A 17737-nucleotide genomic window follows, 5' to 3' on the forward strand; every position below is an offset into this window, starting at 1 on the left:
GATTAAAAATTTATGGTTATTACATTAAGGCATTTACCTAACCCCCGCAGAAAAGTCTTGTGGTGCCATTTGCGGTTGTCGTGTAGTACCGGAACCTCCGGTGTCGTTATATATAATCCACTCTTCAAAAGTGTAAGTAGGGTTATTAGTAGTTATGTTGGAGGCCCTAAGAGCCCTTCCATCTTCAAATTCGTGGTTAGTACCAGAACCGTCTTCACCTGGCACGCCAAAGACATCGACAACTTTGCCATTGCCGTCTACCAATTCTATATTGTCGTCACCGTTGGAATCAGCTGCACCCCCCGTACCTCCTTCCATAGTTGGTTTAAAACCGTAAACCGATTCAAAAGCAAGTGAATCTGCGGCGATAACAAATGTGCTTTGTGGCGGGATGGTATGGGCAGAAAGGTCTATTACACTGCGCTCAGTATAGTCCATATTGGCATTTGTGTATCGGCGTAATTGCCAACCAGATAGATTTACCTCTTTTGAACCGGAATTGTACAGCTCAATAAATCGCATGTTGCTTGCTGTAGAACTATTATCGGGATCAGCTATTTCTGAAATGAATACGAATTCGCTGGTATTTTGAAGCGAACAGTCCTCATAAGGTTCATCAAACTGAAAATCGGATTTATTTCTTACGTACAAACGGTCGCGTAGCGGGATTAAAACAATTTTCCCGTTTCCATTTTCTACGGAATCACCCAAAAAGTTAGCACTGGGCAGTAACGGAATGGTAAATGTTTCGTTGCAATTAGCAATTACATTATTTTCTGAATATACTCCGTTTTCGTCCTCAAACTGAAAGCCATCGACCAACACCAAAGTATTATTGTAATTATACGATGATAATCCATTTAAATTGACTTTTATGGGATTTATAAAACTACCTGATTGTGATTTCAAAATGTGATCCGTAGGAATTTCAGTTACCAAAATTCCCTTTTCATCATAGGTTAAGATTACATTCCTCAAAGCAATTTCCACCGAAGTATTTAACGGAATTTCATGTGATGCATCAAAACGAATCTCTATCCCACCTGTTTCATCCTGAAGAATCATTTTTTCTTCTGAAAGGTTTCCAGAAGCGGCATCAGAGATTACAGTCCCCTTTATTTTAATATTGTCTAAAATTGTTTTAGAGCTTTCTGCGTAAAGTGGTAAATCGATTATGGCAACCTGTTTTGCACTTTCCAAAACATTGCATGGCTGGTTAATCATACCTATAACATCCTCTTCACTTCTGATACGAAACGTGTAGCCTTCATCATATTGTAAAATACCGATAATACTACCGTTTGTAGTCGGCAAGACATTTTCACCTTTTGAAAATCGTCGTGAAGTATTCATGACAATTTCATTGGCCAAACAATCCGTCAATATTGCTTCTGTATCCCGGTTGTTCTCAACAAAAGTACCTTCCGAAGCAAATTGTACATCATTCAACTGAACAAGCTTTCCAATATGTTCCTCTGAAAGCTCGGTTATAGAAACCAATTCTGGTGTGACCGTTCCCAAAGTATTTTCAGCATAGAAAAAGCGATAAAAATCTTCTTCTTCTATTCCTTCCAATTCATTTTCTTCATGGATTAAACCTAAAACGAATTCTCCTTTAACTTTATCAATTTGCATTCCTTTTGTGGAAATCGTGAAATTCTCTCCTATGCCAAAGCCTTTTTCAGAAAGATTGGTTTCATCTACTAGAATTTTAATCCCACCACTTTCATCCTGAACATATATTTCCTTATAAAAATTACCTGAAGCATCGTTAGCCGTAATAGTTCCGGAGAAAATTAAATTTTCAGAGATCTTGACGGCATCACTTTCGTGCAATTCTTTGATTTCTGAAATAGTAGCATTTGCCGTTGGAGTTTCGCAATAAAATTCCACATCGTTGCAGCGAGCGTTATTCATCGCGACATCTTCCAGCTCACGAATAGTAAGAATATATTCTTTTTTATTTCTAGTAAGTACTCCCGTGATGCTTCCATTTCCCAAAGGCATAAGTACGGATTGAAAATTGGCATAGCCACTACTTTCCATGAGAAGTTTGTTCTCTCCGCAATTAGTGAGTGTTCGTATGGTTGTTTCTTCTGGCTCAGCAAAAGGCTTACAAAGATCTTCTGGGGTTACTTCTACACCCGTAATTGTAACCAGCGTATTTATAGCAGTAGAATCCAGTTGCGATAAGGTAAATTCTTTAGGCTGAATACTCTTTAGTGGTTCGCAGGAAACAAAAATATGCTCATTGATTTTGGCAGCTGGCAATCTCCCTACTTGAGATGTTCCAAAAGCTGAAAATACGCCCCCCAACTTAAAAACCCCGTTTTCATTATCTAAAAACAAGCCTTTTGTTTTAATTAAAATCTTTTGTCCGATGGGATAAAAAAGATAGAGATCTCGAAAATCTAAGTTCAATTCAAAACCTGAACTTGGGTTTTCTTCTGAATTCTGAATGACTAATCGTCCAAAAAAATTATTTTCTTCATCAGAAGACACCACATAACCCTCAATAATAAAGTCATCCTGAACTTCAAGCAACTCACCTTGATAAAGATCCTTAACATCTTCAAAAGTGGCATTAGCTACTAAATTTTCGTCAAAACAAATATCGTTTGGTGTTTTATAGTTATCGTCTTCCGCGCAGCTATTCATCAATAGAAACAAACTGATGAGTAAGAATGGTATGTAAGTAATTCTATCCATTAAAAACTTATTGCGAGGTTTATGAAAAAAGTCCTTCCGAAGCCATACCAATATTTGTTTCCAAAAAGAGGTGCGCCTCTTAAATCATCGTCATACGCTTGACCAAAATTTGCATTTCTACTCTGTTCAAAACCACCTGTGCGGTAGGTTACATCAAAAAGGTTGTTGAAACTTCCGAATAGACTGACGTATTTCTTTTTAATAAGCCATGATTTGCCTGCGGTAAGGTTTAACAAATAAATCGCTGGTAATTTTTCTTGATGTAACAACCTCTGCACTTCTTCATTTGTTGCATTTGGAAAGGTTCCTCCTTCGGGGTTCTGCAAAAAGCTATCGGTACGTTTAATTCCAGAAATATCAACGTAATTATCATCCATGTAATTAGCGGTAAGTCCCACCCACCAATATTTTCTACTTCTGTACTCTACACCAACTGAATATGCTTTTTGCGGGCCAGCCGAAATTTTATAATCTTTAATGCGGGCTTTCCCCAAATCAAGTTCTCCAGCTAGATTTATAAGTTCATCTTCGGCTCCAGCGGTATCAAAATTGATAGTTACATTGGCATTGTCGGTATAACGGAAATCTCCATAAGCGGCCACGGCGGTAAGTTTTATTTCTGAAGTTGCCTGATAACTAAAACCCAGTTCGCCGCCTACGTGTCTTTTACCTATTCCCGTAACTACTTCTTGCACAAAATCACTTCCCACTCCAGCGTCTACGTAGAAGTAATTAATGTCTGTATCGTTCAAAAAATTCGTATAATATCCAGTGAGTTTAGCGGTAATCTTAGGCAGTCTCAATTGATAATTCAATGTTCCCGAATACACCGTTATGGACGACAAACTGTCTACTGTTTTATTGTTTTCCCGAGCGTTCACGAATGAATTTTGAAGGGTAGGAGCATCGGTGAAATAAGTTCCTTGAATATTTACAACATGACGATTACTGAACTTATAGGTGACCCCAGACTTTACTCCGTAATTGGTAAACGACAACGGTTCACTGTTCCCTTCTGAAGTAAGAGGAAAACGTTCATTCAAAAATATTCCGTTACGTTGATAATCGGTTTGAGAAAGCTGCGCTGCCACGAAGAAGCTCATCCTTTCAAATTCTAGATTGGCCTGCAAAAACGCATCATACAAACTGGAAGTCATTTCATAATGGTAACTTATTTTGTCGTTTACTCCCTTTGCTGATGGATCATTAAAATTATTTCTTGTGTTGGAAAACGGATCGATGTCATCGTGGTAATCGCTCCCCAATAAATCTTTTAGCAAACCGTAATTATCGGTAAAACTTGTTTTTCCCCTAATTCCAGCATCCAATTTTATAAAAGGAGATAGGGTATAACTTGAAGTAAGGTTGAAGAACCATTGATTTTCGTCGGTGGTATCATCGTAAAGTATATACGAGCTTTTCCCTTCCTTCGATCCGGATGCATTGGCTCGGTATAAGGAATTCCAATGAAGCTGAGGATTATTCTTAAAACCTTCTTCAGCCAGATTGGCGTTTTCAAAATTGGCCCCCAATGAATTATTGATGTAAATGCTTGGAAGGTATCGGTAGTAATCGGGATTCGGACTAGGAGCATCGAAATATCCCAAACGACTGCTGGCAAAGGTTCCAAACTGGTGGCCAATCCCCAACTTTAGCAAAAAGTGTTTCCCTGTATAATTGTAATTGAACATCACAATAGGCTCTTGAATGTTCCGCACCCGAGAATTTCTTCTTTCTCCATCTTGAAAACCCCAGTACGGATTGTATTTTCTGCCTACCAAGTCAAATACCTCCTCCGTAATTGGTGCAGATTTACCACGCCGATTCGGAGTGTAAAATGCAGTCGCATAAATATTATTTCTTTTATTTATTTGATACCCGACGGAAGCAAATACAGAGTATGCATCGTAAAGAGTTCCATCAATATAACCATCATCTGCCCAGCGTTTGGAAGCAGATAGTGAGTAAGAGAGTCCATTTTTCCCTACGCCCGAATTGTAGGTGGCCATTAATCTGCCTGTGTATGTTCTATTTGAAAAAGAAGAAGAAATTCTAAATCCGGGACGCATTGCTGCGGGATCCGTTGTAATATTTGTTGTTCCCAAAATGCCACCAAAACTATAAGGATTAGCATTTATTTCATTGAAATATTCTTGATTTCGAAATACATCATTCAATCCGCCCCAATTCTTCCATTGCGGTCGACCATTGAAAACACGATTCATCGGGAGACCATTTATCATTAAATCCCCATATTTAGAATCGTACCCCTTGACTTTAAAGAAGGAAGAACTAAAGTCGAATGCTGCGCGGGTTAGAAACAAATCCCTAGTAGCTTGGAGCATTCCCCCAGAAAAATCGGCATCTACATCATCTACAAAATCATTTTCAGTAAGTGTTACGGTATTTTCATGCTGAAGATCCTTAACGTCTGCCTCCAATAGTATTTTTCCAAAATTTATTTTTTGACCGAATTTTTTGGTGAATGGCAGCTTTTTTGATTGATAACCTTCTTTCCTTAGAACCAAAATATTATCACCATTTTCAACTTCTGTGAAATAAAAAGAACCATCTTTTAGGGTATTGGATTTTAAGAATGTATTTTCGACAGAAACGTTTACACCAAAAATTGGTTGATTGGAACGTGCATCAAAAATAAAACCCTCAATTTCCTTTGTCTGGGCAAAGGACATTTGAATAATTAGAATATAGAAAAATAAACACTTAGCACTCATTTTCAGCATTGTAGTCTATAAATATAATACAAATTAGTATATTTACTACTTATGATAGAAAATAAAGTCAAAATAAGTGCGTTAATTTTACTGTTCACTAATTTGGCAGTTAATGAATTGATTTGCCAATCAAAGGACTATCTCGTAACATCCATTGTTTTTTATAATGTTGAAAATCTATATGATACAAAAAACGATACCCTTGTATTTGATGACGACCGAACGCCGGGAGGGAAGTATAAATGGACTAAAGAACGCTACAAAAGTAAAATTGAAAGGATAGCAACTACACTTTCCAACACTACAACCAGCACCACAGGTTCATCTCCAGACATCATAGGTTTGGCAGAAATTGAAAACATAAATGTCGTAAGAGACTTGATAAACCATCCCAAACTTCAAACATTAGATTACGGAATAATTCATCAGGATTCCCCGGACGAAAGAGGTATTGATGTAGCACTTATCTACAAAAAAGACCGTTTTATCCCAAACGAATCTGTTTTTAGGAAACTGATAATTTATAATGAAGAGGGTTACCGCGATTACACGAGAGATCAATTGGTGGTAGATGGGTATTTAGATAGCGAACTTTTCTGCTTCATAGTAAACCATTGGCCGTCCCGAAGTGGGGGCGAACAAAGAAGCAAGCCTTTTAGGGAAGCCGCTGCACGATTGAACAAAAAAATAATAGATTCCGTCACTTGGAAAAATCCTGAAATAAAATTGATAAGCATGGGCGATTTTAACGATGATCCCACCGATGATTCCTTTAAAAAAATACTTAGAACTAAAGGGAATCGGGAAGAACTGGAGAATGAAAATCTCTACAACCCTATGGAGAAGCTTTACAAAATAGGAATTGGATCGCTTGCATATCGTGATAAATGGAGTCTTTTCGACCAGTTTTTTTTCACTGAAAATTTAACCCGCAACCAGACCGGTTATCAATTTTGGAAAGCTGGTGTTTTTAATGCCGATTACTTAAAAACAAAAACCGGAAAGTACAAGGGATATCCATGGCGCAGTTATGCCGCTGGTGCATATACCGCTGGATATTCCGACCACTTTCCGGTGTATATCTATTTGGTAAAAGAAGTTAAGTAACGCTTTTAAGAACCACCCTTCTCTCTTCCGAATTAATCAAACCAAAGCATGTAAGGAATACGTAAAAGAATTAAAAACAATCCTATCCCGTAAAACAATGCTATTTTGCCAAATTTTCGCTTAGAACTTACTTCTTTTTTATGCTTGCTCCATCCAATTGTAATCAAAGCAACTGCGATAATATTAGTAAAAGGGTGCTCTATTAAAATTAATCGAAGTAAATCGTTACCCATTACACCGCCATCTTGCCAAGCAGAAAATCTAGGTGACACGAAATACAGAATGAGTCCGATAAGCAATTGAATATGTGTAAAAATAAGAGCGAACAAGCTTATTCGCAAGTCTTTAGCCATGCTGAAATCTTTATTTTTAAAATATCCTACCATGGCATTCAAGAATGCAATAGCCAATACTAAGAGTGTAAAATAGGCCCAATAGGAATGCAAGTGATTTAATGCAGTATACATGAAATATAAATGTTTGTTAGTTCCTCAAAAATAAGAATTAAAGCTTGATTATACCAGTTCTTATTTGAAATTACCGAAAAAGAAAAATGTTTATTTTTTTCTTTATAAGAAGAAGAAAACTAAAGCATAGCCATAGCTACGTTTTCTTTTTATTCTGAAATAGAAAAGGAAAAAAGGGCGTTTTATAGAAGTAATTTCAAACGGGAAATGGTATTTCGCTTCAGAAAGAAATAAAAAAATCCCGACGATGGTTTTACCAAGTCGGGATTTGCAAAATTATAGTTCTTTCTTTTTAGAAATTAAAGCGAAGGCTAGCATTCCATGTTCTACCAAAACCAAAGAATACTCTATTGGATGTTGAAATTCCTTGATAAGTATCATCACCTGGTTGCGCAAATATATTAGTGTCTGATTCCGCTATATAGGTTTCATCTAAAACATTATTTACATTTACTCTAAAGTTCATAGTAGTACTATCCTTAAATAATGGAAAGTTAAGAGACAATCCAGCATCTAAAAGCCCATAAGAAGGCAATTGCAATGCACCTTGGTCGTCAATATCAGTTGCATCGAAATCTGCATAAAGATTATCAGCAAAACGGTAGCCAGCATCTATGCTCAAGAACTCAAACAATCTATAGTCTGCTCCCAAAAATGCTGTTAATTGTGCCGCATCTCCCACTTTAACACCGTCTAACTCCAAAACCTCTTCAGCAGGCTGTCCATTTATGATAATAGGATCTTGATCATTGTCAAAATAAGTCGCACTTACATCATCTTTATACTCCCAGTTTCCAATAGAAAACATTCCATTAATACCAAGTTGATCAAGTTGTAATCTACCATCAAATTCTGCTCCCATGTGCACTTGGGTAATTCCTAAAAGGTTGGCAGTTCCTCTGATTTCATCTGGCTGTCCTTCATTAAAAGTAGCAGTAACCGATTCGAAACGATCTGCCCAACTTGTTCTGTAAAGGTTTACATTGGCTCTAAACATAGAGCTTCTGTAGCCATAACCTACCTCCACACCTGTAACTTTCTCATTTGTAAGATTAGGATTTACAGAATTGGAGAAGTTAATGAAAACTGCATCAAACAAAGGCTGCTTGGAATAATACCCACCGTTTACAAATACATTGTTATGTGAATCTATATTCCAGTTAACACCTCCTTTTATGTTACCGCCCCAAATATTTTCAAAATCGGTTTTGGCCGGTGGTACCTCGCTGAAAAATTCTTCACGGGCAAATCCTTGATTGGATAGTGCTCCCTGAATAAATCCAGTCACATTTTCAGTAAATTCATACTCAATTTGACCAAAAACACCAAACCAATTTACATATCCTATATTGTAGTAATCAATTTTTTCTTCATCATCTATGTCTCCAAAAACCCACCAAGGTTGATTAGCATCATAAGTTTCAAAGAAAATATTAGATTGTGTTGGGTCGTTTACAGGATTATTTCTGTCATCTGTCTGCTGATACGCATCTCCACCCAAACGGTCATTTACTCTTCTGTAGTGATATCCTTTATAATTTCTTAAATCAATTCCGAAATCTAAGGTTAGTTGATCGTTTATCTCCGTATTCAAATTAGCCAAAATACCATACCAGTTGTGAGAATTGATAGAGGCTCTTCTTGTAATACCATTGGTATTGTTTTCATTCGGATTTAAATCACTGTTGTTTAAATACAAACCGTTGATTTGTTGCCTTGGTTGCGGACTAAAATCAGGCACTAACTGTCCGCTGTTGTAATTTACAATATCGTCTACTCTTATCAAGCCGTCGCTTGTTCTTGGAAGTTGAAACTGACGCTGTCCGTTTATTTCTCCTATCTCACCAGTTCCTCCTCCTCTACCAAAGGAAGCATAGGTTGATGTTTCCAAAGTCATTGCAGAATTGATATTCCAACTCCAGTTAAGACTCAAAATAGGTTTGTGGTAAAAATTTCTTCGGAAGTTGTATTCTTCTCCATTTTTATATCCCCAATCACTGTTGTATCGTCTATCTGGATCAGTTCCATTTCCGTACTGAATGTAATCGCGTATTGTTGGCGCAAAATCCCTCTGATGATGCCATTGTGGAGCCCCTGTAACCGTAAATTCCAATTGATGGCTATCTGAAGGCTTGTAACCTAGAGCGAAAAAATAATTGTATCCCTCAAAATCACTACCGTCCACATACATAGCTCCACCGGTACGACTGAACAGCGCTGAAGCAGACCAGCCGCTATCCATTAATCCTGTGGAATAGGCGCCTATAGATTTCACATAACCATCGTTACCGATTGTGCTTCCTATAAAACCACCCTCTGCTCTTAAAGAACTTTTAGTAACTACATTAATGGTACCCCCAACCGAAGAAATGGCTAATTTGGACGATCCCAAACCACGCTGTACCTGAATTGCAGAAGCAACATCACTTAAACCAGCCCAGTTACTCCAATATACTTGTCCGTTTTCCATATCATTAACGGGAACTCCGTTAATCATTACGGCAGAATTCTGTGTGTCAAAACCACGAATATTAATCCTCGCATCTCCAAAACCACCTCCAGTTTTAGTTGCGTAAATGGAAGGTGTATTATTCAATATTTCAGGAAATTCCTGAGAACCCAATTTTTCTTGAATTTCCGCTGCTTTTACAGTAGATACCGCTACGGGCGTTTTTCTGTCCTTTGCAATATCCTGAACCCCTGTAATAATCACTCCTTCTAATTCTTCCGAAGAAATAGCTATTGAAATAGTCCCTAAATTTAAAGAACTACCCGTAAGTGCATAACTTACATCTTTTGAAGAATACCCGACATAGGAAACGGTTAATTTTCCCGTATTTGAAGAAACATTAAGCGTAAAATTTCCATCAAAACCTGTAGTGGTTCCTATGCTCGTACCTTTAACCACTATATCGGCCCCAGGTAAAGGCTCTCCTAAATCTTGGTCTATAACCTTACCAGTTACAACCCCTTGGGCAAAGCCCCAAAACGAAACGAAAATGAACAATGCTGTTAAAATCCAATTGTAAGTTGTTTTCATGTTGTCTGATTTATTTTATCCGTACAAAAGTCTCATATAAAATAGATTCAGGGATTAAGCCATTGTTAAATAATTTAACATGTATACAAATGTAAATAAAAAACGCAACACTTTGATAGTATGCATATTAAAGTGTTGCGTTTTACGAAAAGTTAAAGTTAGTGTTACCCTTTCTTATAGAACGTTAAGAGATTTAACGTTGAATTATCATGGGCACTAATTTTGTCGGATTTTATATCGCTTAGAATTGTTGATGCAAGTTGCTTTCCAAGTTCTACACCCCATTGATCGTAGCTAAAAATATTCCAAATAACCCCTTGCACAAAAATTTTATGTTCGTACATAGCGATAAGTTCGCCTAAAGCTTGCGGAGTTAATTTATCAATCAAAATAGAGTTGGTAGGCCTGTTACCTTCAAATAATTTAAAAGGCAACAAGCTGTTAATTTCTTCATCTGAAAGGTTTTTACCTTCCAATTCCGCTCTTACCTCTGCTTCAGTTTTGCCATTTAGTAAGGCCTCGGTCTGGGCGAAGTAGTTTGCCATTAATTTATCGTGGTGGTCTTTATCTCCGTGCAACGATTCTATAAACCCAATAAAATCGGCTGGAATTAATTTTGTTCCTTGGTGGATCAACTGAAAGAAAGCATGCTGGGAATTGGTTCCTGGCTCTCCCCAAATAATTGTGCCTGTTTGATAGTTCACAGGATTTCCACTTCTGTCCACGCTCTTTCCATTGCTCTCCATAGTTCCCTGCTGTAAATAGGCAGCCAATCTATGAAGGTATTGCGAATAAGGGATTAAAGCTTCGCTTTCCGCTCCGTAAAAATTATTGTACCAAACGCTTAAAAGTCCTAAAATAACCGGAATGTTTTTCTCAAACGGGGTTTCTTTAAAGTGCTCGTCCATAGCATTGGCACCAGCCAATAACTTATCAAAGTTTTCAAAACCAACGGAAAGTGCAATCGAAAGTCCGACCGCGCTCCACAAAGAAAAACGACCGCCCACCCAGTCTTTCATCGGGAAAACATTTTCTGAATCAATTCCAAACTCGGCAATTTTTTCAAGATTCGTAGAAACCGCCACAAAATGAGCAGCAATATCTTTTTGGGAAGCTGATTTTAAAAACCAGTTCTTTAAAGTTGTAGCATTGCTAAGCGTTTCTTGTGTAGTAAACGTTTTGGAAACAATTACAAAAAGAGTGGTTTCCGGGTCTAATTTTTTGATTGTTTCGTGCACATGATCCCCATCCACATTGCTCACAAAATGCACATTTAGATGGTTTTCGTAATACTGAAGTGCTTCCGTAACCATCGCAGGACCCAGGTCGGAACCACCTATACCAATATTTACCACATCGGTGAAGGCCTTACCTGTATATCCCTTCTTTTCACCAGAAATGATACTTTCGGTAAATTTTTTAATCTTTCCTTTTACTTCATAAACTTCTGGCACAACATTTTCGCCATCCACCAAAATTTTATCACGGCTTTTTGCTCTCAACGCAGTATGCAAAACGGCCCTGCCTTCGGTTTCATTTATAAGATCTCCCGAAAAATACTTATCGATTGCCTCTTTAAGCTTTGTCTCTTCGGCTAACTGTAATAAAAGCTTGTGTGTGGTGTCGTTTATTCTGTTTTTTGAATAATCTAGGTAAAAATCATTCCATTGAATTGTGTATTTGTTTGCCCTTTGCGAATCTTCGGCAAACAACTGCTTCATGGATGTATGTTGAAATGTATTGTAGTGTTCTTGTAGCTTTTTCCAAGCGTCTAGGTTAGTTGGATTTACTGCTGCTAGTGGCATTCTTCTGATTTAGTTCTGTTAAAAATTCTTCTTCATTTGTGGTTTCTTCACTCGGAAATACCAAGGAATCCAATCGCTTTTTAAATGGTTCGATATGGGCAAGGTATTTTACTTTAAGCGAATCACCTATTGGTTCAGCCTTTGGCAAATCTTGTCTAAAAGGGTCTACTTGCCTGCCGTTCTTCCAAAAACGATAGCAAACGTGTGGGCCGCTGGTATTACCTGTCATTCCAATCCAGCCTATTACATCGCCTTGTTTTACATAATCTCCAACACGTACTTTACGTTTACTCATATGAAGGTATTGCGTGCTATACGTACTGTTATGTTTTACTTTCACATAATTTCCATTCCCACCTCTTCTTGCGGATTCCACAACAGTTCCGTTGGCTGTTGACAAAATTGGAGTACCGATGGGGGCTGCAAAATCAGTTCCCTTGTGAGGACGTACTTTATTTCCATAATAGGCTATTCTTCGATTTAAGTTATACCTTGAAGATATTCTACTAAACTGAACAGGTGCCTTTAAAAACGCCCTTCTTAAATTCTTTGCTTTGTCATCAAAATAGTCTACAATGTGCTTGGTAGAATCGGTTTCAAACCTAAAGGAATAAAAAGGCTCCCCTTTATGCTCAAAATACGCTGCTTTTATTTTATCTACACCTGCGTAAATTGAATCATCGATATATTTTTCAGTGTAAATAACCTTAAACCTGTCGCCTTTCTGTATTCTGAAAAAGTCTACTGTCCAAGCATAAATATCGGACATTTTATACGCAACAATCGGACTTAATCCTTGTTCTTGTAAAGTTTGATATAAAGAACTGTTGATAACGCCAGTAGCTTCGCGCTCAACTAGCTTTACTTCCTTTTTCCCTTTTTTAACCAATGTAGAATCGGCAAAATCTACCACCACATAATCGATACTATTGGGTTGATAGATAAAACATTTAGGCACCTGAAGGGAATCTTCTTTGGTGCAGAGAAGGGTATAGGGTTTCCCGACTTGTAGACTAGCAATATTAAAAGAATCCTTAGCTCCCTCTACAATATTATAAATCTGAGGATAGTCTAAATTATTTCGTTGTAAGATTTCACCAAAGCTATCACCTGCTTTAACGGTATCTCTTACTACAAGGTATTGATTGAGGTTATAACCAAATTCCTTTACTTCAATAGGTTCTAAATCTTCTGCTTTTACAACATTAGCTTCTTCAACCTTTTCTCTCTTCTCATCTTTGCACGATACTACGGCCAAAAGTGCCATACATAATAGTGCGAATACATTCTTTGGCATTTACAATTAATTTGTTTGAGGGTTAAACATATGCTCCACCCACTGCTTTCCCCAGTCGGCTTTCTCTGTTTCACTCCAAATTTCTGGGAAAAATATAATTTTCTGAAAACTTGGAGGTAAATAATCTTTCCAGTTCGTACCACCCGTGGCGTCTATGGTCTGTTCAGCTTTACTTAAATGTTTATAGGCTGCTCCCATGTGCATCAAGTTCCAATTAACATTGGCGTTCACATCCAACTCCTTCATTGCACTGATTAACAACGGGTTATTTTTAACTTCTCGCGGCAAATGTAAGAATTTTTCATAAATAGTACTCCCTTTCACCTCATTTGCAATTCTCATAAATCTTGGGGTGTACCTATATTCAAACTGTTTTAAGGTAAGCGTTTTTTCGTTGGTTTTAGTATCTACCGCCCCCTTTTTCCAATAAATATTTTCGTAAAGCACTTCTAGAGGGGCATCCGGTGTGAACTCTTCTTTTGCTTTCTGCGGAAGTAAATTGTAAAGCGGTGTAGAATAAATCTCTATCATCCTGAATTGAGCCGACTGAAAACCACTAGCCGGAAGCAGTGCCATTCGGTATTTTAAAAATTGCGAGCGATCCATTCCATTAATCATTACATTAAAGGAATTGATTAAAATTTTATAATAATTATTGATGCGCTCTATTTTAGTGATCAAAAATTCTGCTTTCTGCACTTTGTCATCAATCAACTGCTTTTGCTCATGGATAATGAGTTTAAAATACAATTCTGTGATTTGATGGTACATGATGAAGATTTCTTCATCTGGAAAATGAGTTCGCGGAATTTGAAGGCTCAATAAAGTGTCTAGATGGATATAATCCCAATACGTTAAATACTTTTCATAAAGCAGTCCGTCGAGATAAGAGCTAAGGTCTTGTCCAGAATTTTTATACTTCTCTTCTAGCTTTGCAATTTGTGCTTCAATTTCTGGCTTTATGTTCATTTATTTAATCCATAATAATTTTAAACTGATGCTTCAATCCTTTAAAAGCTTCCAAATCGGCTTTAATAGAACCCACCAAAATATCTGCTTTTATCCTAATAGGCATTTTATTTTCATCATCAGAAACCCAAAGTGTTAAACTTTCTTCTTCTTTGAAGATACGTCCTGACTGAACGTATGGTCTAAACTTCAAGCACTTAATTTTACCAAACTTTGTGTTTAAAGTCTCGTGACCTAAATACTTCAGTTTGAATTTAAACAGACCGTCATCATCAAAAAGAATATCGGAAACGAATTCCTGTCCTTTGGTTAAATTATGCCTGTCTACCTTATTTCTCATGTAATAAAAAGCCGAAATAAGATCTTGCACATTCTTATTTATTTTGAAACTTTGCTCCGTATCGTGCTTATGATCTTCTAAAATGGCTTTATTGGTAGTATAATCGAAGTTTATCTCCAAATCTTTTGTGTGACCACCTTCGTCTATCTTTCTAATGAATTTATAAGGCTGCCCGGTTTCTTTATCGAAGTAGCTTTCGTAGTTATCGTCTACTTTAAAGAAAAGACTTGCCAAACCAGTAGTTTGACCTTTCCCTACAACGTGAAAAACCTCTCTACCTTGTATGTAGTCGTTTTTCACTTCAAGGGTGGCATAACTGGCGTTGAATATTCCATAATGAATACGGAATTTGAACCATTCCCCTGTCTGAAAGGAATCCGATTTAAATTCTTCATTTTGGCTATAATTCACAAATGCTGTGGACCAAAATAAGGTTAGGGCTATTAAAATCTTCTTCATAATCAGCGTTATTGGTGTAAAAATAATAAATTCAATTACATTATAATTCTCTATGGTTATAATTAACAATTATTATTCCAAAAGTATCAAATGGACTAAATATCAAATTCGCACTAATGTAATTATGATATGAATAGGCAAATAGTATAAAAGCAAAAAACTCGACCGAAGCCGAGTTTTTTTCATTAACCAACCAAAACTTTAAATTATGAAAACTTTACTTAAAGTCTGCAAAGGGCACCACCCCTTTTGCGAGTGCAAAGTTAGCACAATACAAATGTTATGCAAGCATAATAAATAAGTTTAACTTTTTTAACATTGAGTAAGCAAATTGTTGTATGTGTAATTAATAATTTGACAAAAAAATGATTGATTTATAGCGTTCCTCGCATTTCCTGCTCTCTTTCAATAGCTTCAAACAGCGCCTTAAAGTTGCCTTTTCCAAAGGATTTCGCTCCCTTTCTTTGAATAATTTCAATGAACATAGTAGGCCTATCCAGCACTGGCTTGGTGAACAATTGTAAAAGATAGCCTTCATCGTCCCTATCGATAAGAATTCCCAGTTCCTGTAGCGGTTTCAAATCTTCATCTATCTTTCCAACCCTATCAAGTACAGTATCGTAATAGGTGTCTGGCACATGGAGAAATTCAACACCACGGCTTTTTAATTGGCTGACCGTTTCAATAATGTTATCCGTTGCCAATGCAATATGTTGCACCCCCGCACCATTATAAAACTCAATATATTCTTCAATTTGTGATTTTTTCTTTCCTTCCGCTGGTTCATTTATAGGAAATTTAATCCTACCGTTACCATTACTCATCACCTTACTCATTAAGGCTGTGTAATCGGTAGAAATGTCTTTGTCATCAAAAGAAACTAGCTGAGCAAATCCCATCACTTTCGCATAAAACTCGCACCATTTTCTCATTTCGTTCCAACCTACATTACCCACCATATGGTCTATGAATTTTAAACCAACCGGTTCCGGCCTATACTCTGGGTTCCATACTTTGAAACCTGGCATAAAAGCACCTTCATAATCTCCTCTCTCCACAAAAACATGGACTGTTTCCCCATAAGTATGAATTCCCGAAAGAACCACTTTACCGTGTTTATCTTCCAACGTTTTGGGTTCCATAAAGCTTTTTGCACCACGTTTGGTGGTTTCTTCATAACTTTTAGCAGCATCATCTACCCAAAGTGCTACGACCTTCACACCATCTCCGTGCTTTTCTATATGCTCATTGATTTCACCTCCTTCTTTTAAAGGGGACGTAAGAACAATTCTTATTTTATCCTGCTGAAGAACATAAGAAACACTATCCTTTCTTCCTGTTTCTAGTCCGGCATACGCCACGGGTTGAAAACCCCACGCAGATTGATAATAATGCGCTGCCTGCTTTGCATTTCCCACATATAACTCAACATAATCGGTGCCGAGCAATGGCAAAAAATCTTCTGCAGCTTCTACTTCTTTTTTTAATTTTAATGATGTAGTATCGTGTGACATAGTATAAATTTCAAAATTTTTTATCTCTTGTTAGTAATTGATTACTCCAACCACGATTGGTAATAAGTATCATCAGCTATTTCCATGGCCTCTTTTGTTAACTGCAAAGGCTTAAAAGTATCTACCATAACAGCTAATTCTTCTGTTTCTGTCTTACCAATGCTTCGTTCTACAGCACCAGGGTGTGGTCCGTGGGGAATTCCAGCGGGATGCAAAGAAATATGGCCTTTTTCAATATCGTTTCTGCTCATAAAATCACCATCCACGTAATAGAGCACCTCATCTGAATCTATGTTACTATGGTTGTAAGGTGCCGGAATGCTTTCTGGATGATAATCATACAACCTCGGCACAAAACTACAAACCACAAAGGCATCTGTTTCAAATGTTTGGTGTACAGGTGGCGGTTGATGGATTCTACCAGTTATGGGCTCGAAATCATGAATGCTCAATGCGTAAGGATAATTAAAACCATCGTAGCCCACCACGTCAAACGGATGGGTAGCATAAATCATATCAAAAATTTCGTTTTGCTTTTTAATTTTCATTAAGAAGTCGCCTTTTTCATCGTGGGTCTCCAATTCAGAAGGTCTTCTTATATCGCGTTCGCAAAATGGAGAATGCTCCAAAAGTTGCCCAAACCAATTTCTGTATTTTTTCGGGGTGTAGATTGGCCTACGAGATTCTACAATAAAGAGCCTGTTGTCTTCCGTTTCAAAATCTATTTTGTAGATAATGCCTCGCGGGATAATTAGATAATCTCCATATTTAAAATCGATATTCCCAAGGTGCGTTCTTAGTTTTCCATTTCCTTTATGAATGAAAATCATTTCATCGGCATCAGCATTTTTATAAAAATAATCTTCCGTAGAACTTTTGGGTGCCGCGAGTTGAATGGTACAATCAGAGTTGGTTAAAATGGATTTTCTACTTTCAAGAAAATCTTCTTCAGGTTGAATTTTAAACCCGTGAAATCGGTAAGACTGTATATTATTACCCTCTGCAATTTTCGGAGAAACATCCAACTTGGATTTTATTTCCTTCACTTGCGTGGGCCTATGAACGTGATAAAGATTGGAAGACATTCCGTCGAAACCAATGGTACCGAACAACTGTTCATAATAAAGGCTTCCATCTGGCTTTTTAAAAATAGTGTGTCTTTTGTGTGGTATCTTTCCTAATTTATGATAAAATGGCATAACGAAAACGTTTGAATACTACAAATATCGTAATAATTTATGTGGATTTCCGCTAATGAATTCTTAAAGAAATAATATAATCCATCTTTGAGCTTT

The 17737-nt window shown here is 37.1% G+C and carries 11 protein-coding genes; 1 reads left to right on the forward strand and 10 read right to left on the reverse strand.

What is annotated here, in order from left to right:
- Nucleotides 1-33: 33 nt before the first annotated feature.
- A complete protein-coding gene (locus NDQ75_RS03590; RefSeq protein WP_202028007.1) occupies nt 34-2709 on the reverse strand; it encodes a DUF5689 domain-containing protein in 2676 nt (891 codons plus the stop codon).
- A complete protein-coding gene (locus NDQ75_RS03595) occupies nt 2709-5444 on the reverse strand; it encodes a carboxypeptidase-like regulatory domain-containing protein (RefSeq protein WP_251762013.1) in 2736 nt (911 codons plus the stop codon). Before NDQ75_RS03595 ends, NDQ75_RS03590 begins: the two co-directional genes overlap by 1 nt.
- A 51-nt stretch (nt 5445-5495) precedes the next feature.
- Between NDQ75_RS03595 and NDQ75_RS03600 the strand changes: the two genes are divergently transcribed.
- Nucleotides 5496-6551 carry an endonuclease/exonuclease/phosphatase family protein gene (locus NDQ75_RS03600; protein WP_202028009.1) on the forward strand — a complete coding sequence of 352 codons (1056 nt, stop codon included), beginning with the start codon at nt 5496-5498 and terminating at the stop codon, nt 6549-6551.
- Nucleotides 6552-6583: 32 nt separating this feature from the next.
- Here NDQ75_RS03600 and NDQ75_RS03605 read toward each other — a convergent pair whose 3' ends face one another.
- The 8 genes from NDQ75_RS03605 to NDQ75_RS03640 all read right to left on the reverse strand — a co-directional run bounded on the left by NDQ75_RS03605 (nt 6584) and on the right by NDQ75_RS03640 (nt 17641).
- Nucleotides 6584-7018 (reverse strand): hypothetical protein, encoded by a 435-nt coding sequence (locus NDQ75_RS03605; RefSeq protein ID WP_202028010.1) that lies wholly within the window; start codon nt 7016-7018, stop codon nt 6584-6586.
- 292 nt (nt 7019-7310) lie between these two features.
- Entirely contained in the window at nt 7311-10058 is a 2748-nt protein-coding gene (locus NDQ75_RS03610) for a TonB-dependent receptor (RefSeq protein WP_202028011.1), read from the reverse strand.
- A gap of 164 nt (nt 10059-10222) precedes the next feature.
- Nucleotides 10223-11863, reverse strand: a complete 1641-nt coding sequence (pgi, locus tag NDQ75_RS03615; protein WP_202028012.1) for a glucose-6-phosphate isomerase — start codon at nt 11861-11863, stop codon at nt 10223-10225.
- The gene (locus NDQ75_RS03620) at nt 11835-13160 is read right to left on the reverse strand and encodes a peptidoglycan DD-metalloendopeptidase family protein (protein ID WP_202028013.1); all 1326 of its coding nucleotides are present in this window, start codon (nt 13158-13160) and stop codon (nt 11835-11837) included. The genes pgi and NDQ75_RS03620 overlap by 29 nt, the downstream gene beginning before the upstream one ends.
- Nucleotides 13161-13166: 6 nt before the next feature.
- A complete protein-coding gene (locus NDQ75_RS03625) occupies nt 13167-14129 on the reverse strand; it encodes a tryptophan 2,3-dioxygenase family protein (RefSeq protein WP_202028014.1) in 963 nt (320 codons plus the stop codon).
- Between the two features lie 4 nt (nt 14130-14133).
- A complete protein-coding gene (locus NDQ75_RS03630) occupies nt 14134-14928 on the reverse strand; it encodes a DUF3108 domain-containing protein (protein WP_202028015.1) in 795 nt (264 codons plus the stop codon).
- A 374-nt stretch (nt 14929-15302) separates the two neighbouring features.
- A complete protein-coding gene (gene hppD, locus NDQ75_RS03635; protein WP_202028016.1) occupies nt 15303-16442 on the reverse strand; it encodes a 4-hydroxyphenylpyruvate dioxygenase in 1140 nt (379 codons plus the stop codon).
- Between the two features lie 41 nt (nt 16443-16483).
- Nucleotides 16484-17641: a homogentisate 1,2-dioxygenase gene (locus NDQ75_RS03640; protein ID WP_202028017.1), complete on the reverse strand. Its 1158-nt coding sequence runs from the start codon at nt 17639-17641 to the stop codon at nt 16484-16486.
- Between the last annotated feature and the right edge of the window lie 96 nt (nt 17642-17737).

This window comes from Galbibacter mesophilus (genome assembly GCF_023721415.1).
GTDB classification, from domain to species: domain Bacteria; phylum Bacteroidota; class Bacteroidia; order Flavobacteriales; family Flavobacteriaceae; genus Galbibacter; species Galbibacter mesophilus.